The organism is Vibrio casei, from assembly GCF_002218025.2.
Taxonomy (GTDB): Bacteria; Pseudomonadota; Gammaproteobacteria; order Enterobacterales; family Vibrionaceae; genus Vibrio; species Vibrio casei.
On record NZ_AP018681.1, the window covers coordinates 926,053 to 945,401 of the forward strand.

14 protein-coding genes and 1 pseudogene are annotated in these 19,349 nt (G+C 40.9%); 9 read left to right on the plus strand and 6 right to left on the minus strand.

Translation table 11 applies throughout. The features are described 5' to 3' along the window. Positions 1-10: 10 nt before the first annotated feature. The gene (locus VCASEI_RS17175; protein ID WP_089111057.1) at positions 11-622 is read right to left on the minus strand and encodes an aminotransferase class I/II-fold pyridoxal phosphate-dependent enzyme; all 612 of its coding nucleotides are present in this window, start codon (positions 620-622) and stop codon (positions 11-13) included. A 148-nt stretch (positions 623-770) separates the two neighbouring features. Between VCASEI_RS17175 and VCASEI_RS17180 the strand changes: the two genes are divergently transcribed. Further along, positions 771-1,667, plus strand: coding sequence for an EamA family transporter (locus VCASEI_RS17180; RefSeq protein ID WP_086960236.1), 897 nt, complete (start codon positions 771-773; stop codon positions 1,665-1,667). 95 nt (positions 1,668-1,762) lie between these two features. Here VCASEI_RS17180 and VCASEI_RS17185 read toward each other — a convergent pair whose 3' ends face one another. After that, entirely contained in the window at positions 1,763-2,680 is a 918-nt protein-coding gene (locus VCASEI_RS17185) for a DMT family transporter (RefSeq protein WP_086960270.1), read from the minus strand. A 130-nt stretch (positions 2,681-2,810) separates the two neighbouring features. Between VCASEI_RS17185 and VCASEI_RS17190 the strand changes: the two genes are divergently transcribed. Further along, complete coding sequence (locus tag VCASEI_RS17190; protein ID WP_162621099.1) at positions 2,811-3,713, plus strand: LysR family transcriptional regulator; 903 nt, start codon at positions 2,811-2,813, stop codon at positions 3,711-3,713. Positions 3,714-3,728: 15 nt separating this feature from the next. Here VCASEI_RS17190 and VCASEI_RS17195 read toward each other — a convergent pair whose 3' ends face one another. Beyond that, positions 3,729-4,736 carry an AraC family transcriptional regulator gene (locus tag VCASEI_RS17195; RefSeq protein ID WP_086960234.1) on the minus strand — a complete coding sequence of 336 codons (1,008 nt, stop codon included), beginning with the start codon at positions 4,734-4,736 and terminating at the stop codon, positions 3,729-3,731. Between the two features lie 276 nt (positions 4,737-5,012). Between VCASEI_RS17195 and VCASEI_RS17200 the strand changes: the two genes are divergently transcribed. Both VCASEI_RS17200 and VCASEI_RS17205 read left to right on the plus strand, forming a co-directional pair. Beyond that, complete coding sequence (locus tag VCASEI_RS17200) at positions 5,013-6,491, plus strand: coniferyl aldehyde dehydrogenase (protein WP_086960233.1); 1,479 nt, start codon at positions 5,013-5,015, stop codon at positions 6,489-6,491. 112 nt (positions 6,492-6,603) lie between these two features. Continuing rightward, complete coding sequence (locus tag VCASEI_RS17205; RefSeq protein ID WP_086960232.1) at positions 6,604-8,337, plus strand: GMC family oxidoreductase; 1,734 nt, start codon at positions 6,604-6,606, stop codon at positions 8,335-8,337. Positions 8,338-8,459: 122 nt separating this feature from the next. Here the strand turns inward: VCASEI_RS17205 and VCASEI_RS17210 are convergent, their stop codons facing one another. Beyond that, the gene (locus tag VCASEI_RS17210) at positions 8,460-8,750 is read right to left on the minus strand and encodes a putative quinol monooxygenase (protein ID WP_086960231.1); all 291 of its coding nucleotides are present in this window, start codon (positions 8,748-8,750) and stop codon (positions 8,460-8,462) included. Between the two features lie 115 nt (positions 8,751-8,865). Here VCASEI_RS17210 and VCASEI_RS17215 point away from each other — a divergent pair. Further along, positions 8,866-9,800: pseudogene (locus tag VCASEI_RS17215) on the plus strand (LysR substrate-binding domain-containing protein). A gap of 72 nt (positions 9,801-9,872) precedes the next feature. On the opposite strand, the gene malQ reads toward VCASEI_RS17215, so the two are convergent. Continuing rightward, positions 9,873-12,053: a 4-alpha-glucanotransferase gene (gene malQ / locus VCASEI_RS17220; protein WP_086960230.1), complete on the minus strand. Its 2,181-nt coding sequence runs from the start codon at positions 12,051-12,053 to the stop codon at positions 9,873-9,875. 405 nt (positions 12,054-12,458) lie between these two features. Between malQ and malT the strand changes: the two genes are divergently transcribed. The 3 genes from malT (at position 12,459) to ggt (ending at position 17,689) form a co-directional block, all read left to right on the plus strand. Then, positions 12,459-15,179 carry an HTH-type transcriptional regulator MalT gene (malT, locus tag VCASEI_RS17225; RefSeq protein ID WP_086960229.1) on the plus strand — a complete coding sequence of 907 codons (2,721 nt, stop codon included), beginning with the start codon at positions 12,459-12,461 and terminating at the stop codon, positions 15,177-15,179. 81 nt (positions 15,180-15,260) lie between these two features. Next, complete coding sequence (locus tag VCASEI_RS17230; protein ID WP_140396194.1) at positions 15,261-15,698, plus strand: hypothetical protein; 438 nt, start codon at positions 15,261-15,263, stop codon at positions 15,696-15,698. 254 nt (positions 15,699-15,952) lie between these two features. Further along, entirely contained in the window at positions 15,953-17,689 is a 1,737-nt protein-coding gene (gene ggt, locus VCASEI_RS17235) for a gamma-glutamyltransferase (protein WP_086960227.1), read from the plus strand. Positions 17,690-17,801: 112 nt separating this feature from the next. On the opposite strand, the gene VCASEI_RS17240 is transcribed toward ggt, so the two are convergent. Further along, the gene (locus VCASEI_RS17240; protein ID WP_089111056.1) at positions 17,802-18,329 is read right to left on the minus strand and encodes a cytochrome b; all 528 of its coding nucleotides are present in this window, start codon (positions 18,327-18,329) and stop codon (positions 17,802-17,804) included. Between the two features lie 151 nt (positions 18,330-18,480). Between VCASEI_RS17240 and VCASEI_RS17245 the strand changes: the two genes are divergently transcribed. After that, a complete protein-coding gene (locus tag VCASEI_RS17245; RefSeq protein WP_086960226.1) occupies positions 18,481-19,254 on the plus strand; it encodes a cytosolic protein in 774 nt (257 codons plus the stop codon). The last annotated feature ends 95 nt before the right edge of the window (positions 19,255-19,349 follow it).

Consider the following 19,349-nt stretch of genomic DNA (forward strand, 5'->3'; position numbering starts at 1 on the left):
CTCACTTAACTCAGTGTCCAAAACAGCTGGAGCGGATCACCGCCACGGTATCCCCCGCTTTGGTACAGGCTTCTAACGCTATTTTTACTGCATCAATACAACCATGCGTGACCACTAATTCATCTGAATTTAAACCAAATCCATTATGACTAAAATGGTTGGCTAACGCCTCACGCAGAACTTTCTCACCTTGTAATTCTGGGTAATCTTCTACTTTCTGAGCAGAGCGTTTCATGGCTCGCCGAAAACAATTATCCAGAGCCGCACGAGAATCTTGATCTAATGACGATCGAGATCGTCCTAAAGGGCCAGATAACTTAGCGCCAGATAACTTAGGGCTAGAAAAACGTTGTGGTTCCAACGTTGAAACTGAACTAGTAAAAGGATGCCATTCTGGAGATTGAATTTCACTTTGTTGTGAAGAAACGTAAAAACCCGCTTGTGGTTTAGAAATAAGCCAACCTAAAGATTCCAACTCTTCATAGCAATTCACCGCCGTCGATAAGCTTATATTATGTTGGCGAGATAACTGACGTAATGACAACATACGATCGCCATACGATAGCTTTCCTGTTTGAATATCCGCAATAAACTTTTCTGCTAGCTGTTTGTATTTCGCCATGCGCTCTCATCCCTTATATGCTCTAAGCTGCCATATTCTCTAAACTGCAATCATTAAATTGTACCTATAAATTATCATAAAATTGTATCTGTACCCTTTCAATATAACAAGACACACTGATGCTTCATCACATAGGAAAGGAATCAATATGAAAACCAGAGACATACTCATTACCGTGCTCGTCATGGCTATTTGGGGATTTAATTTCTCAATGATCAAACTTGGGGTAAATGATGTTGACCCATTATTGGTGGCCGCCTCTCGCTTCTTATTTGCCACCTTTCCTATTATTTTCTTTATCCGAAAACCGAATGTGCCTTGGCGCTATTTACTTGGCTACGGCATTGTTTTTGGAACGGGGATTTGGGGAATGGCATCAACATCCATCACCTTTGGCTTATCCTCAGGAATGGCGGCAGTGTTATTGCAAATAGATGTGATCACGACCGTTTTCGTTGGCGTTTGGCTGTATAAAGAAACCATTTCCTCACGCATGCTCAGTGGGATTTTGATTGCTTGCGTTGGGATCATCGTCTCGATTATTTATACCAATGGTAATGTCAGCTTGGCGGGAACCGCATTTATTTTAGTGTCTGCCATGTGCTGGCCAATTGCAGGTGTAATCATGAAGCAATCTGGTTGTAAGTCCCCTTTTGCGTTTAATGTTTGGGGAATGTTATTCGCTCCAGTGCCTTTGGTGGCTTTAAGTATTCTGATTAATGGCTTTGATGTTTTAGAGATCACTTATCAACATTGGAATTCAAACACATGGATTTCAGTACTATTTCAAGCCTACCCAACCACGGTCTTTGGTTACTGGGTTTGGAATAAAATGATCTTACAATACCCAATGAGCCAGCTTGCACCTTTAACCTTATTAACCACGGTGTTTGCTTTATTAAGCGGTTACATATTATTTGGGGAATCGCTCTCAAATGCACAATGGATCTCGTGCAGCGCATTTTTAATTGGAATTGCTTTAGTGATCATCAAACCTAAGAACAAAGCAGTGAATCTAACTCAACCTATTAAAAGCCCGCATTAGATTTCTTGCTTATTGTTCGTTACTGCGGCTTCAAGTAAGACGTGATATAAATTCCGCCTATTACCAACATCACATGGTAATAGGCTCACCTTTTATTAGCTTGATTTTTTACTCATCGAAGCCACCATCACACTGATAAAAATAATGCCACCGCCTAGCATTTGTATCATCGATAAAGATTCGTTTAGCCAAATCACAGCAAAAATAGCGCCAAACAACGGTTCGCTGCCCATAAGGAGAGACACTTTAGTCGGTGATAATTGGCGTACGGCATGATTTTGGACAAAAAAAGCAAACAAGGTACAGCACAAAACCATATAGATAATGATCAACCAAAACTCGGAAGATGTCGGCAGTGAAAGATCCACATTATGACTGAAGATCATCACGCAGATTGCACTGGCGGCGACAACAAAAGATTGAACACAAGTAAGAGTGACATTGGATATCTGTTTACCTTGAGTAATTTTTTTCGTCGCAGTTACCATTACCGCCCTCAACATCGCGGCGACTAAAATAAAGTAATCACCTCGACTTAACGCCATCTCAACGCCATTTGAACTTGTTAATAAGAAAACACCGACGACACTTGATATAACAAGCATAAACAATGTCTTACTGATCAGTTTTTTATTCATACACATTTCTAGTAAAGCCGTAGCTATCACTGACAAGCTAATAAGAAATGCAGCTTTACTCGCTGACGTATTAAACACACCAGCGACTTCAAATAAGAAAATTGTTGCCAGAATAATTCCTGTTGGCAGCGCTACTTTCCAATCTTTACTGCGCCCTATTTGTGCATCTCTAACCGCTATAGGAAGTAATGATAGAAATGTGATCGAAAACCGTAAGGCAATAAACATCATTACCGACGTATACACTAGAGCTTGCTTGGTTAAGCCATAACTGGTTCCCCAAAAAATGGCCACTAATAACAATAAAATCTCTAATGTGGGAAAAGAAAAGTGCCTTCTTCCACCTTTACTTAATGTTTGTTCTTTTACTGCCATATCGTTCATAACGAATCCTTCCATTTATCTTACTGGCTTCACATTGAAGACCATCATATTTTGACAGGACCAGTATCAATGAGTAACTTAACCGTAACAATATGGTGATAAAGCAAAGGATAGTTGCGCTGTGGACACAAATAGAATCATGCATTTGATGCCAGAAATGGCCACTTTCGTCACTATTATTGAAGAGGGAAGTTTTTCAAAAGCCGCCATAAAGCTGGGCGTAATGCCATCATCGGTGAGTCGTTCAATCAGTAAATTAGAAACTCAGTTACAACAGAAGTTAATTGAAAGAACTACGCGTCAATTGCGCTTAACCTCCGTTGGAGAAGACGTATTTCAACTTTGTCTTGATATGCTCAACTCCGCTAAACAGGCAGTGAATGCTGCACAGTCAAATCAAAATAATGTATCGGGAGACTTGAGTATTGCTGCCCCTAAAGCCTTATCTCGTCAGATTTTAATGCCGATAATATTGGCGTTCATTAAGCAATATCCCGATGTATCATTGAAATGGAAAGTCGCCGATCACTACATTGATCCCATCAGTGGCGAAGTCGATGTGGTTATCCATATTACAGATAAGCCAGTGGAAGGTTTAGTGGCAAAAACATTAGGATCGGTGAAACGAGTTGCTTGCGCTAGCCCCGCGTATATTAAGAAGCATGGCCTACCGACTCATCCTGATGATTTATTCTCACACCAATGCATCGGTTATGGCGAAAGTGCAGCGGATAATACATGGATCTTAACCAAAGATGCCAAAAAGCATGTGATTAAGATTAAGGGGGTGATTGCAGTTAATCATAGTGAAATTAGAAGAGAAGCGGTATTGCAAGGACTTGGTATTTCAATTTTCCCGGACTTTACCCTATCCAAATATCTCAACTCAGGCGAACTTATCCAAGTCCTACCTGAATGGCACATCAATGGTAATTATCAGGGCAACATTGTGGCGCAATACCCACAATCTAAGTACATACCGAATCAGCTAAAAGCTTTTCTTAACTTTATCCAAATAAACTGACGTTTTGCTCATTCATCATTCTTCTATATTAAGACTTTCTTGCCACTGCGTTGGTGACATCCCAAACCATGTTTTAAATCGGCGGCTAAATACTGATAATTCACAATAACCAAGTTTAAGGGCGACGGTGGTTAAGTTGAACTGATGATTTTTAAGCAAGATCAATGCTTCTCTTTTTCGTACTTGGTCGATCATTTCACGATAACTTGTTTCTTGTTCCGCTAGAAAGCGTTGTAATTTTTTAGGATGAACATCCATGCATAAAGCAATATTTTCTTTCGTACAATCCCCCGTTGCCAGTAACGTTTTAATCGCATTTTCAATTCGTTGAAGCTGTTCTAACTGTGAATTTGGCTTTGTCGCTGCTATTTCTTGAAAAAGAATTTTATCCAATAATTGATGATTAATATTCGGCTTAAGGTTCAAAAATTGGCTTTGGAAATAAATGCTATCCGTTTCACAATTAAATTCAGGTTTACAGCCAAAAAAATCCGTAAACACTTGTATATTTTGGGGTGAATTTTGTCGAAAACAGACCTTATCAACTCGCCACTTAACCCCAACCAAATCTTGTAACAGGTAAAAGCATGTTCCAAGAGTCACTTGCGCTTTTTGCGGTGATAACCCTGCCGGTGAAAGGTTTGTAAACTGAATTTCACACTGTTTATTGTTCATATTTTCAAACGTTAAAATCAACCCTTCGGCATGCAAATACAGGTATTTTTTGGCCACCGTTAACGCGTCAATAATGGTGTCTTGGCGTGACATATAGGCCCCAATTAAGCCTAATGTATTAACGCCCTGCTTTGCACTGAGTTCTAAACCAAACGTCTCGCAATGACAGCGTTGTGCAGACAATTCCAATGCAGCCAGAAAGTGGTCGTAGTGGATAAAGGCGTCCGGATCTCGAAGCTGGCTCGCCACAATACCCACTTCTTTTAAAATCTGATTAGGATTAGCATGATAACTTCTCACTAAATCACTGAAACCTTCTAAACTCGATGCACGGATATAATGACTCATAATACACCTCAGTGATTGTCCTAAAATATCAAATTAAATGATGTACGAATCAAATAATAGCCCACCTAAAATAAAATGTGAGGATTATCAATAACACCTAGTCTAGACTTAAAAAATACCGTGACCTTGCTCTCCCTCTCTTAATTCCATGTCTCAAAAAGTCATATCAATGTCCTAAAAAATCAAGCCAAATGCCGACTTCTTGTTAACATAAGATTAACAAGAAGCCTACTAGATAGGATTAGGGCTTGATCTTGATTTAACGAAGGAAACATTATGAACCTGACTACCGAGTCCGTAACAACTCCGTCTGCCAACCAATCTGTCAGTGGTGAGGCTCAACCTACGACTTCCCAAATATTGAATCGTTCTTTAGATGCTCAACGTCAAGCCTTTACTTCGCATGGGCAAGAAAGCTATGAAGAGCGTAAGAAGTACTTGCTCAACCTAAAATTATTACTGACTGAAAACCGTGAAGCCATCATTGAAGCCATCAATAAAGATTACGGTAATCGTTCTTACCATGAAACCTTATTGGCGGAAGTCATTACTGTCGTCAGTGATATTTCCAGTACCATTAAACATCTTAAAAAATGGATGAAAGTTCAAAAGCGCAGCGTTGATCAAAGCCTCTATTTTGGAGCTAAGAACCGTGTGATACCACAAGGCATTGGCGTGGTGGGATTCATCATCCCTTGGAACTTCCCACTTAATTTAAGCTTTTCTGGTTTGTCGGCGGCCTTTGCGGCGGGTAACCGAGCCATGGTAAAAATGTCGGAAAATTCTGTAAATTTTTCGGAGTTACTCAAGCAACTCAGCCCCAAATATTTCAACCAAGACAAACTGCAATTTTTCACCGAAACTGGTGAAGTCGGCATTGCTTTTTCAACCCTTCCTCTTGATCACTTAATGTTTACTGGTTCCGGCGTGACGGGGAGAAAGGTCATGGCGGCGTGTGCACAGAATCTTACGCCCGTCACGTTAGAGTTAGGAGGAAAATCACCCGCCGTGATTGATCCTAATTATCCATTAGATAAAGCAGTTGAGCGCATCATGTTTGTTAAGCAGTTTAATGCTGGGCAAATTTGTACTACGGTTGACTATACTTTTGTGCATCAATCCCAACTAGCCGCTTTCATTCAATCAACGAAAACCTGGGTCAAAAAACATTGCCCTGATATCCACAGTAAAGACTACACCTCGATTATTGATGACACCGCCTTTGTACGACTGGTAGAGACTGTGGACGACGCACAGAAACAAGGCGCCACCATCATCAATTTAAGTGACCAAGAAGCCGATGCGACCACGCGAAAATTTCCACTCACTTTAATATTAGACACCACCGATGAGATGACCATTAGCCAACGTGAAACCTTTGGCCCAATTATGATGGTGAAAACCTACCAACAAGCCGATGAAGTGATTAATTACATCGTACAACGCGATCGCCCTCTTGCGTTTTACCCATTTAGCAATAATAAAACGCTGGTTAATCATTACTTAAGCAATGTGCTTTCTGGCGGGGTATCGGTAAACGACGCACTATTCCATGTGGGTCAACACGACTTACCATTTGGTGGGATCGGTGGCAGTGGTATGGGGCATTATCACGGTTATGAAGGGTTCGTCACTTTTTCTAAAATGCGCCCTGTTTTCTATCAAGCCAGTTTTTCAAGTTTAACATTTCTCATGCCACCATATGGGAAGTTCGCGACGAGAGCTCTACATTTTATCGCTAAATTTAAGTCCTAATCTAAGTCTTAGCCTAAGTTGAGCCATATGAATAACACCACGAACCATAAATAATAAGAAATCAATATATCCATTAGAGATGTAAGATTCATACTAGACAAGGAAAGCAACGATGAGCAATGTAACCTATGACTTTGATCAAATCATTATTGGCTCAGGCTTTGGCGGTTCGGTCAGTGCCCTACGCTTAACCGAAAAAGGTAACCGAGTTCTTATTCTCGAAAAAGGCAAGCGACGTAATGACAAGGATTTTGCTAAAACCAACTTAGATAGAAAAAATTATATCTGGATGCCAACAGTCGGATGGAAAGGCGTGACTCAATTCAGTTATACCAATAAAGTTACCGTTATCCATGGTGTAGGCGTTGGTGGCGGATCTCAAGTTTATGCCAACGTACACTTCATTCCAGAAGATAAGGTCTTTAGCTCACCCGCTTGGTCTCGTATTCGTACTGATTGGAAAGAGCAAATCTTGCCTTATTATGGTCTTGCTCAGCGCATGTTAGGCACCGCTAAAAATACCTATACCAATATTGCCGATGAGACCTTAAGAAAAGTCGCTGAAGACATAGGGCGAGGAGATTCCTATACTACCGTATCAACGGGCGTTCTCTTTCCTCAAGATGACGACGTTCAAGGAAAAGCTATGCCCGATCCGTATTTTAACGGCGATGGCCCCGAGCGTAACACTTGTCAAATGTGTGCTAATTGTGAAATTGGTTGCCGTTATAACTCCAAGAATACATTAATGAAGAATTACCTTTATTTTGCAGAGCGTAATGGCGCTGAAATCCGCCCAGAAAGTGAAGTCTTAAAAATTGAGCTCATTACCCCAAATGGGGATGGATGTGATGGGTATAAAGTCACCATAAGAGAGCATAAAGAGAATAACAAAAAACGAGAATATACAGTCACCACACGAGGTGTTGTGGTCTCTGCTGGTGTTATGGGCACGGTACCTTTATTACTGCGCATGAGAGATCAATACAAAACACTGCCTAATATTTCAAAATTACTCGGTCAACAAATTCGGACGAACTCTGAAACCTTAACCACCGCGAATGATATGAATGTAAAAATCAGTGATGGTGTCGCGATTAGCTCTTTCATTTCGGTTGATGACGACACTAATGTTGAAATTAATCGCTTTGGAGAAGGATCGAACGGTACTTGGTTATATTTGCCGTATGTTCCAATGGTCACGGGTGTCGGTATTAAACGTATTGGTAAATTCTTACTCAATACCATTGCTCATCCGATTAAAACGGTTAAGGTTCTTAACCCAAATGGCAAAGCCGCGCGTTCAATCTTATTTCTAGTGATGCAAAAATCTGAATCGTTTATCCATTTTGAATGGCGACGTAAATGGTACCGTTTGTTTAAAAAAGAGATTTCAGCAGTACAAAATTCCGATGATATTCCATTGACGGTTTCTTTCCCTGCCGCTGAAGATGCGACTCGCCGTTTTTCAGAAAAACTCAATGGTGAAGCAGGCTCAGCGTTAACCGAGATCTTAACCGGAGCACCAATGACGGCCCATATTATGGGAGGAGTCGCGATTGGTCGTAATGCACAAGAAGGTGTCGTCGATGAAAGTGGAGAAGTCTTCGGATATAAAAATATGCGAGTCATCGATGGTTCAATCATTCCCGGAAATCTAGGCGTGAATCCATCATTAACCATCACCGCGTTGGCTGAATATGCCATGAGTAAAGTCGGCGTGTTTGATGAAAAACGAGCCAGCCACATAAAACCGATTTTGTTCTCTGAACCATTAGAAGGACAAACTTCCGCCTTAACTGGCAGCGGTAATTTAGTGGCTACGTTAAAGCCACAGCCACAGTAAGAGCGGAAGATCCAACGAAATCCCATTAAAAAATGAGATGGTTATCATCTCGTTTTTCTCTTGTCGATTTAAAAATATTCATCTTACCGCTATTTAAAAGAGTAAAGCTCAGATCAGATTATTTAACCAATTTTCGTCATTTTGTTTAAAGTGAATTCTTCCATCAACCCTGCTGTTGCCGCTTTAAAATCCATAAGATGTTGTGTGCTTGAGTGCTTATCTAATGCCGCTTGATTTTGCCAAACTTCATAGAAAAGAAAATGCGCTGAGTTTTGGTTATCTTGATGTAAATCATAACTAATGCACCCTTCTTCTGCGCGAGTTACATCGATTAATTTGAGTAGTTCAGTTTTTACTTCTTCAATTTTATCTTCTTTCGCTTTGATGCTGGCGATAACCGTTAACCTAGTCATTCGAGTTTTCCTTCGTCAGTTAATGTATTGGTCTTCATTGAATCAATATTAGCCTTTGCGGTTATATTAATAAACAGTAAAATAATAGCAATATTATCAAATAAAAATAGACAATATGTTATTAGAAGACCTGCAAGTAATTTTAAAAGTGGCTGAATTTCGTAGTATTACTGCTGCGGCAACACATTTAAATATGAGAACGGCAACGGCTAGTGCGGCAGTAAAGCGAGTTGAAGCCTCTTTAGGTGTTGAATTATTTGTTCGAACTACTCGCCAATTAAGACTTTCTAAAGCAGGTGAGCGCTATATTCCACAGTGTGAACAAGCAATGCAATTACTCGATAGTGCTAAACAGAATATGCAGCATGATCTTGGAAAAATAGAAGGGGAATTACGAATTTCCGTTTCCTCTGATCTTGGCCGTAATGTGATCATACCTTGGATTGATGAATTCATGGAAATGCACCCTGGATTAACGCTTAAAGCGCATTTAAGCGACAGCAATGTGGATTTTTACCGTGATTCTGTCGACATGGCGGTACGTTATGGATCGCCAACCGATGCTCATTTATACGGTTTCAAAATTGCCGATATCCCAAGAGCGCTTTGCGCTACCCCAACTTATTTAAAGCAACACGGTATTCCTACTCATCCGAATGATTTAATTCATCATAATGGTTTACACTTTCAACTTTCGATATGGTGCACGATACTTGGCGCTTTACGGAAACTAATGGAAATAAAGAGACCGAATACAAAGTAAAATTAAAAAGTAATCGTACCGCTAACGATGGTGATTTAGTCCGTCGTTGGTGTGTGAAAGGCTACGGATTTTCATCTAAATCGATTTTAGATATGTCGGATGATTTGTTAGCGGGGCGAGTAGTTCATGTCATGCCTGAGTTTACCTTGGTCTCAACCGAAATGTGGTTTGTGTGTCCAAGTCGCCAGTCGATTACACCCGCCATGAGATTACTCAGAGATCACTTCAGAACGAAAGTTGAACAACGTTTAAAAGAGCTTCGGGATCATCAGATCTTACCGTCTTAACCATAAGATCTGATGAGTTAGTTTATACAAGTTGTTTTTTATATATAATCCGCTTAATTCAACCTCTCAGACTTAACTTCGAGCTTGAGTAAGTTTGGTTTCAAGCCGCTGAATATCCGCTCGATCAAACATATCTTGCAGGGTAGACGATAACTTACGACGCCAGTTCGGGTATTCATCCATCGTACCTGGAATATTAACTGGTGTATCCATCTCTAACCAGTCTTCTAATTGCAAGCTGAGCAAAGCGCTTGATCCCGTTGCCATATGCACTTGCATAGCTTCACTAAGAGCTTGATTAATAATCACCTCACCCGTCTCGTTATACTCTAACTCGGGTAGGTGATGATGTTCTTTTAACGTCGCGATGATGTGCTTCCTTCGTGTTTTTCTATCTTCAAACAACACGTTAAGTTGAGCTTCGTCTGGGTATAAACCAATTTCTTTCCCTAACGTTAGATCAGCGCTATTCCAAAATCCTCGCAGCGTCGGCATATCATGAGTGCATAACGCTGTCATTGATTGTTGTTTGTATTGATTTGGAGCGATGTACTGACCATCTTCTTCTGTTTCAAAAAAGAAAACTTTATAAGAATGAATCCCCGCATCATTAAGTTTTTCAACAATTTCTTCTGGTACGGTTCCGAGATCTTCCCCAATCACCGCGCATTGATGACGGTGGCTTTCTAGCGCCAAAATAGACATCAAGTCATCCACAGGGTAGTAGATATAAGCCCCATCTTTTGCGGTTTTTCCTTTAGGAATCCACCACAAACGTAATAAACCTAATACGTGGTCAATTCGTAAGGCGCCACAGTGACGCATATTGGCTCGCAGTAAATCAATAAATGGTTGGTAAGCTTGCACTTTTAATTGATAAGGATTTAATGGTGGTAATCCCCAATTTTGACCAAGTGGGCCAAAAATATCGGGTGGTGCGCCGATACTGACATCTTGACAAAGCGCACCATGATCAGCCCATGTATCTGCACCTGAATCACACACCCCCACCGCTAAATCGCGGTATAATCCAATCACCATACCTTTGTCTTCAGCCAGCTTTTGAACTTGTGTTAATTGTTCGTCTGCTAGCCATTGCAAGTACATGAACAACTGCACTTTTTCTTGGTTTTTCTTAATGTAACTCTGCACTTCTGGCGAATCAAAATGCTGATATTCTTTAGCGAAAACCGGCCACCCCCATACCGAGTCATCTTTAGCTTTTAAGTCACTATGAAGCGCATCAAACGCTGCTTGATGGATCAGGCTATCACTGCCTTGTTCAACAAAATCTAAAAAGGCACGTGCACGCTCAGACTTTGCTTTTAGCTCTTTCTCGACAAAGGTTTGATACAACGCTGGTAATACCGACATTTTTAAAGCCGACACTTCAGTGTAATCCACCCATTCTTTTTGTCGGTTAGCATGTAAACGTTGCTGAAACTCACTGTCATGTACTATCGTTTGAGCATTTTCACTGTGTTTGAACTCAGCAACGGCTTCGACATCAATGTACATCACGTTTAACCAACGACGCGACGATGGGCTATAAGGGCTTGCGCCTTCAGGGTTTGCAGGAAAGAGAGAATGTATCGGGTTTAAGCCCACAAAATCTCCACCACCATCGGCAATATGACTCACTAAATAATTAAGATCTGTGAAATCGCCAATTCCCCAATTGGTTTCTGACGTAACAGAATAAAGTTGAATGCTTGGGCCCCACAAACGCTGACCTTTAACTAATTCAGGTTGCTTAAAACACGCTTGTGGTGTCACGATTAATGACATTTCGAATGGTTTATTACGGCGTTTACGAAATAAGGAAAACTGGTGATACCCTAATGGTAAAGAGTTCGGTAGGGTAAAGGTTAAATATCCCAGCGTGTCACGTGTATCCTTAAAAACTTGAGATTCAAGGTAGCCTTCAAAACGCTCCCCTTGTTCGGTGTCTAAAACCCAAGAAAATTCACTCACACGGGCCGATGAAGCAATATGCAATTCAACATGTACCTCTTTGCCAGCATGAACAACTTTTACGCTAGGTAACCCATCGACCTTAAGGCGTTGTTCAGCTTGAGATAACAGCGTTTTCTCGTTGCTGGTATCATAACCTAGAGCTTGTAGTAGCTCCTCAATGGTGGTGTCGCTAACAAAAGCTTCTTTTCCCCACGCACTAATATAACGGTCCACAATGCCTTCTTGATTGGCAACTTGCTTTAATACCGATTCTGACTGACGGTTTGACGCTTGCATTGAATGCTCCATAGACAATATTCTTAATGGAATTGAGTTCATCTGATTGGGAGCAATCTTGCCTAGTTAGAGTCAATTTAACATCCTCCCTACTTAGCGATAAAAGGGAGGAGCAGCGGGGCGTAGGGGATGAAATGTTCGAACAAAATGAGATCTACAGCATGGTTTGTTACATAAACCTGAGACAGATCACATCAGTTTCATCCGTGCGTGATATGTTGTTACGATAATTATTACAAAATACAGATATAAAAATTCATTAAAATAATCATCTGTGTACAAAAAAGATGAGCTAGCTCAGTAGGCCATCAAGTTAATAGTATTCATACCGAGTAATACCAAAATACTATTTTCATTTTTATCTTTATTTCGCTTTCAACATACAATCAGAGATACAACGCTACCATGTGGATACCTTCCAAACTCAATCGCCCTGCGCGTTTACACAATGCCATTCTTCGCTCTCGACTACTGGATGAGCTTCTTCATGCCCCATATTACAAACTGGTCCTGTTTCGTTCTCCGGCAGGCTATGGAAAAACCACCATGGCGGCACAGTGGCTAAATAATCATCCTAATCTTGGGTGGTTTAATATTGATGAAAACGACAACGATGTCTTTCGCTTTGCCAACTACTTCTTACAAGCCTTTAATAAAGCAACCGACAACTCTTGCCCCAAGACTCAAGCCATTGCTGAACGTCGTCAATTTGCCAACCTAACTAGCTTATTCAGTGAATTATTTGCAGAATTCGGGTTCAATGACACTCAAACTTATCTCGTACTCGATGACTATCACTTAATTACTAATGAAGAACTGCATGAAGGTATACGTTTCTTTTTAAAGCACATGCCAGATAACATTACGTTAGTGGTCACAAGCCGAACCCACCCACCTCTTAATATTGCTAACTTACGCGTTCGTGATTTATTAATGGAAGTGGATAATTATTTATTAGCTTTTGATAAAGAAGAAACCGAGCGATTCTTTCACAAACGTATTGCCAACAATCGTTATGAGCCTAAAGTGCTTGAGTCGATTCGAACCCAAGTTGAAGGGTGGGCATCCGCCCTACAATTAGTCGCGCTTTACGCTCAACAACATCCCGATAGTTTAGAAAACTCGGTTGTCTCGATTGCCAATTTTAATCAAGATCATATATGGGATTACTTAGCTGAAGAAGTGTTTGACCAACTCACGCCTGATCTACAAATATTCTTATTACAATGCTCGGTACTCGATATGTTTAATGCTGATCTCGTCATGGAATTAACCGGGCGCAGTGATGCGTTAGTCATGCTTGATTCTTTAAACCGATTTGGCTTATTTATTCAACCAATGGAAGGCGAAGATAACTGGTTTCGTTTTCACAACCTTTTTGCTGAATTTTTACGCCACCAGCGGTACACACAAATCCCCGGTCAACGTAGTACACTCCATCGAAGTGCGGCGAATGCGTGGCTAAAACAACATCGCCCCCAAACCGCATTAAGTCACGCTCAAAAAAGCAAGGATGAAGCTCTACTTGTCAAGATACTGTCTGATCACGGTTGGCAAATGTTCAACCTTGGTGAACTACAAGTGGTTGAAGAGGCAATCAACGCCTTAAGTGATGAAGCACTTTTCACTTCCCCTCGTTTATGTTTATTGCGCGCATGGCTTGCTCAAAGTCAGCATCGTTACAATCAAGTGTCTAATTTAATCCTAGAAGCGGAACAAAAGCTCACTCAAAGAAACATCGAGCTTACCGATAGTCAAGTTGGTGAGTTCAAAGCGCTTTCTGCTCAAGTCGCGATTAATCAAGACAACCCAGCATTGGCCCTGGAAACCGCGGAGTCGGCTCTACAGCAGTTACCAGAAGCCAGTTTCCGAAGCCGTATTGTCGCCACATCCGTCATTGGTGAGGTTTATCATGTTATTGGCGAGCTTGATAAAGCCTTTGAAACCATGCATAAAACCGAATTAATGGCGCGTGAAGATAAAGTTTACCACCAAGCGTTATGGGCTATTTTGCAACAAAGCGAGATTCAATTAGCTCGTGGTTATGGGCAAGCTGCGTTTGAACTATTAAATAAAGCCGAACAATTAATTAAAGAGCAGCACCTACACCAACTGCCATTACACGAATTCATGTTACGCATTAAAGCTCAGATTTTATGGTGCTGGAACCGCTTAGATGAAGCCGAACGCTGTTCCCATGCCGGCCTTGAAGTCATGTCGCCATTTGAAAAGTCTAAATCTCTGCATTGCTATTCAATGCTCGCCAGAATTGCAGTATCTCGAGGGGAATTAGATAAAGCGGCTCGCTACTTAGACACCACCAATCAATTACAAGAAAATAACCGTTACCATATTGATTGGCGCGCTAATGCCGACTTTGCCAATCTATTATACTGGGAAGCCACCAGTAACATTGAAGCAATACAAAAATGGTTAAATCACCGTGAAGAACCTCGAGCGGCGGTTAACCATTTCCAACAACTCCAATGGCGAAACATTGCTAGAGCGTCTTTATTTGTTAACGATTTAGAACGAGCAGAATTAATACTCAGCAAACTTCAAAAGCAAACCAACGCATTAAAGTTAAATGCTGATAGAAATAGAAGTCTCGTTTTAGAAGCCGTACTCGCTGTGAAGAAAAAGGATGAAACCCTCGCGTTGCAACATGTTAGTGATGCCCTTTCATTAACCAATGGTACAGGCATGATTGGCAACTTCTTATGCGATACTCAATACGTTATGCCATTACTGAAAACACTGGTAAAAAGCCAAAAACTCGGTGAACTTGAACAGCATCGAGCGCAAAGCATATTACAACTTATGTCAAGCAAAGAACGTACACGCTCCGTGCATTTTGATGAAGCCTTTGTTGAAAAATTACTCACTCTACCCGACTTACCAGAGCTCATTCGCACCAGCCCTTTAACTCAACGTGAATGGCAAGTATTAGGCCTAATTTACGCTGGATTTAGCAACGACCAGATTGCATCGGAGTTTGATGTTGCGCCAACCACCATTAAAACGCACATTCGTAATTTATATCAAAAAATGGGGCTAGATAACCGACAGCACGCCATTCGAACTGCAGAGCAATTGATTCATCTTATGGGGTTTATATCCAAGTAACTTTAAAGTGTAAAAAATCAATGAAGTGACCTACTTCATAGCGCCACGTTATCAATAATGTTATTAATGTAATGAGAAAGTATGATTATTTGCTCATTACCGACACCGTTTACGGATGAATGCAATGTCAGCCAATCGATTAAGGATAATCCTATGGCCACATTTTTACGCAAACATAAGAATGAGCAAGAATTCACGCTCAGTAGACATGAAAGAATGTTTTTTTTGATGCTCACTGCATTCCTGTCGGTGGGCATTCTTTGGCATATTCATTCTACCTCCACAGAACGACAAGCCTTAAAACCGTTAAAACAACATCAATATCAATTTAATCAGGCCTGCCAACTTGCGTTAAATGAAAACTTTCATCGTGACAATACCTATTGCCAGCATGCTCAACATTTTAATAACCAACTGACGTTAGCATTAAAAGATCAAAATTTAGAACTCAGTGAAAGTATGACGTTAAACCTCTATTTTCAGCAATACTACCGCCCTTTTCTCAAAGAAACAGAGTAAGCACAAAGAAAAAAGTGACAAAAACCCGATTTTTTACTTTCAACCTACCTAAATCACCATTTATCAACCACACTAAAGAAGTCAGTTTAGCGCGAGCTAATTAATCACTGATGAAACACAAGCTCAGCCATCACCTTTTACGTTTACTTTTGATTGGCTGCTCCGCTTATTTTGTATGACTCATTTGGCTTTAGTTGCATGATCCCCAATCATTCGGCTAAAGCCTATTTTAGCGTTTAAATCCGAGGTAGCACATGACAAAACGTACGCTGTTTAAATCCAATGTTTTACTTTCTATTACCTGTTTTCTCACCCCTTTTTATGTCGCAGCACAAACTCCAGCCATTTATTCAAGTGACAGTATTCATCACCCTGTTTGGGCAGAACACGGCATGGTCGCCAGCCAAGAAGAGTTGGCATCTAAAATTGGCGTCGACATTCTGAAAAAAGGCGGTAACGCAGTCGATGCTGGCGTAGCTGTTGGTTTTGCTTTAGCGGTCACTTTACCTCGAGCGGGTAATATTGGTGGTGGTGGTTTCATGATGATTTATGATGCCAAAAAGAAGCGTACCTTCGCTTTAGATTATCGTGAAATGGCGCCATCCAAAGCCTACAAAGATATGTACTTAGATAAAGATGGAAATGCCGTTGAAGAACTTTCTCGTTTTCATGGGCTAGCGGTTGGAGTTCCGGGCACTGTTGCTGGTTTAATTACAGCGTTAGAAAATTATGGATCGATGAATCTTAAAACAGTAATGGCACCAGCTATTGAAATGGCAGAAAGAGGCATCATCGTCACACCGGATCTGTATACCTCTTTGCAAAGCGCGAAAGACCGTTTACAAAAATGGGATAGCAGTAAACCTATTTTCTTTAAAGATGGCGGTAAAACGGATTACCAAATCGGTGACACTTTTATCCAACAAGATCTAGCGAACTCACTTAAACTGATTGCAGAAAAAGGCATGGATGGTTTTTATAAAGGCCAAACAGCAAAAGCGATTGCCGAGTCAGTGACCGCTGCAGGTGGTTTAATGACGATTGATGACCTGGCCAGTTATAAAGCAGTAGTACGTGAACCGGTAATGGGGAATTATCGCGGTTATAGCATTGCCTCTATGCCACCACCGTCATCAGGTGGTATTCACATCATCGAAATTCTCAATATTTTAGAAAATTACCGCCTTGGAGAAATGGGACACAACACTGCTGAAACCATTCATGTGATGGCCGAAGCGATGAAACTGGCTTATGCCGATCGTGCTGAGTATCTAGGCGATCCGGACTTTGTTAACGTTCCTATGAAAGGCTTAACCAATAAAGATTACGCCCATTCACTTTATGAACAAATTTCACAGGACAAAGCTCGCCCAGCCAGCGAAATAAAACATGGCCAACCAATGCCATATGAAAGCGATCAAACCACTCACTTTTCAGTGATGGACAAAATGGGTAACGTTATTTCAAATACCTACACTCTGAACTTTTCTTACGGAACTGGGATGGTCGCTAATGGCACAGGCATTTTGCTCAATAACGAAATGGATGATTTTTCTGCCAAACCCGGCGTACCCAATGGTTATGGCTTAATCGGCGGAGATGCTAATGCCGTGGAAGGCAAAAAGCGCCCACTATCATCAATGAGCCCTACCTTAGTTTTTAAAAATGGTAAGCCAATTATGGCAACGGGAAGCCCAGGAGGAAGTCGTATTATCACCACCACGCTTCAAATCATCATGAATGTGATTGACCACAAAATGAATATTGCTGAAGCTACAAATGCGGTTCGCGTCCATCACCAATGGCTACCAGATGAACTGCGTATTGAAAAAGGCTTAAACCAAGACACCATTAAGCTATTAAAAGCCAAAGGACAAAATGTTGTAGAAAAAGAAGCCATGGGTAGTACACAATCGATTATGCATACCGATAAAGGCTTCTTTGGAGCATCAGACCCGAGAACACCAAGTGCGTTGACGGTTGGTTACTAAACCAACAAGATATCGATTAATCAATCCCCCTAAGTTATCTATTTAAATAAACTGATAGGGGGATTTTTAAAACTTGAACCGACCGTTTTTAAGCGGGTATTTTGTGTCTCCCCTAACTCCACATTCTCGGTAAAACATCTTGATGTGAGGAAGATTTACGGTGCCACACTACCATGAGTATATGCCCCAAAATAAAGGTAAAAAGTAACCAACCTAAAACTCCATGCAATAGATTTCCAGGTTCCATCATCCATAGAATTTTATCATTGTGACCTGACATTAATGGCAATCCAAACGGCTCGAAAGCACGCCCTGAACCATATTGGCGCACAAGCGCTAATGCAGGCACGATGATCAGTAAACTGTATAAAGCAATGTGCCCTAACTTAGCCGCCACGTTAATCGCAACAGGTCGTTGATTCATACTGATTAACGCCCATATAATTCGAACAGCAGCAAGTAGAAAAAGCACAAAGCCTAATGGTTTATGTGTGGGCCAGATCCATTTTTCTACCGCAGTATCGGTCAATAAAAAATGCGCGCCAGCACTTAGGCATTGCCACAGCAGAATAAGCCCCATTAGCCAATGCAAAGTTCGTGTAACACTTCCATAACGATCAGAATTATCATGTAATAACATTTCTTTCCCTCAATTATTATAAAGGTGAGTGATTCACTATCGTATACTATCCCTATTTATAGACTACTAGATTTCACTATTACTAAAATTATCATCCCGAGTATTTTTCTGATAAGGTGCGCCGTCCGTGTAGCCAAACTTGGGAGGATAAATGAAGTTATTGTACTGGTTGAGTGAGTGGTTATCTCTTTCGCCAGAAGACCAGCAAGCTAAATTACCACATTCCGGATCCAGCCTACTTGACGATGTATTTGTTAAATATGACTTATTGGATGTAAACAAACCATTATTATTTACCTTTTCTCCCTCAGGCACCGATATAAAAGGGCAAGACTTAAACGAAAATTTTTCGCCTTGGGGCTATCAAGTTGCCCGACAGCAGCAAGTGAATGTTATTTCCTTTCAACACCTCGGTGTCAGTAATTGGTTCCGTAATCCTAATTTAATCCATTTTCTTGAACAATTATCCTCAATGTTAACGCCTTTTCAATGTCGCTTAGGCTATGGCTTAAGCCGAGGGGGATTTGCCATAGGTGCATTCGCAAATCTGCTTAAACTTAACCATGTTCTGTTGTTTTACCCAGTGAGCACCAAAAATAAAATGCTGGTGCCATGGGATGGTCGATCCAGCACCGAATTGGCGCAGCAGTTTAACTGGGAAAATAATTACCATGATCGAAACCTAGGTGAGGCCAACGGTTATATTATTTACGACCCCACCAATGACATCGACAAACTTCATGCCCAACGTTACCCAAAGCTTATTCAGTTTAAAGTCGTCGGTATGGGCCATGGGGTTCATCCAAATGATTTGGACAGGCAAGATTTTTACAACCAAATGGTTGAGCAGTTTATTCAGCATCAAAAGATAGATATTTCGCAATTTAACGAACAAGCCAAAACCCAGTTTTTAAAAGAAGACTGATGACCGAATGAACTTAGCTTGTCTAAGTCATTAGGGTAAGTGAACGCTGTCAATAAAACGGTAGCTTCAAGTATGAAGAATATAAATGGGAGGAT

Excerpts from the sequence above, each read along its gene's own strand:
- VCASEI_RS17175 (WP_089111057.1), bottom strand. The coding sequence starts at position 622 with ATGGCGAAATACAAACAGCTAGCAGAAAAGTTTATTGCGGATATTCAA.
- VCASEI_RS17180 (WP_086960236.1), top strand. The coding sequence starts at position 771 with ATGAAAACCAGAGACATACTCATTACCGTGCTCGTCATGGCTATTTGG.
- VCASEI_RS17185 (WP_086960270.1), bottom strand. The coding sequence starts at position 2,680 with ATGGCAGTAAAAGAACAAACATTAAGTAAAGGTGGAAGAAGGCACTTT.
- VCASEI_RS17195 (WP_086960234.1), bottom strand. The coding sequence starts at position 4,736 with ATGAGTCATTATATCCGTGCATCGAGTTTAGAAGGTTTCAGTGATTTA.
- VCASEI_RS17200 (WP_086960233.1), top strand. The coding sequence starts at position 5,013 with ATGAACCTGACTACCGAGTCCGTAACAACTCCGTCTGCCAACCAATCT.
- VCASEI_RS17205 (WP_086960232.1), top strand. The coding sequence starts at position 6,604 with ATGAGCAATGTAACCTATGACTTTGATCAAATCATTATTGGCTCAGGC.
- VCASEI_RS17210 (WP_086960231.1), bottom strand. The coding sequence starts at position 8,750 with ATGACTAGGTTAACGGTTATCGCCAGCATCAAAGCGAAAGAAGATAAA.
- malQ (WP_086960230.1), bottom strand. The coding sequence starts at position 12,053 with ATGCAAGCGTCAAACCGTCAGTCAGAATCGGTATTAAAGCAAGTTGCC.
- malT (WP_086960229.1), top strand. The coding sequence starts at position 12,459 with ATGTGGATACCTTCCAAACTCAATCGCCCTGCGCGTTTACACAATGCC.
- VCASEI_RS17230 (WP_140396194.1), top strand. The coding sequence starts at position 15,261 with ATGATTATTTGCTCATTACCGACACCGTTTACGGATGAATGCAATGTC.
- ggt (WP_086960227.1), top strand. The coding sequence starts at position 15,953 with ATGACAAAACGTACGCTGTTTAAATCCAATGTTTTACTTTCTATTACC.
- VCASEI_RS17240 (WP_089111056.1), bottom strand. The coding sequence starts at position 18,329 with ATGTTATTACATGATAATTCTGATCGTTATGGAAGTGTTACACGAACT.
- VCASEI_RS17245 (WP_086960226.1), top strand. The coding sequence starts at position 18,481 with ATGAAGTTATTGTACTGGTTGAGTGAGTGGTTATCTCTTTCGCCAGAA.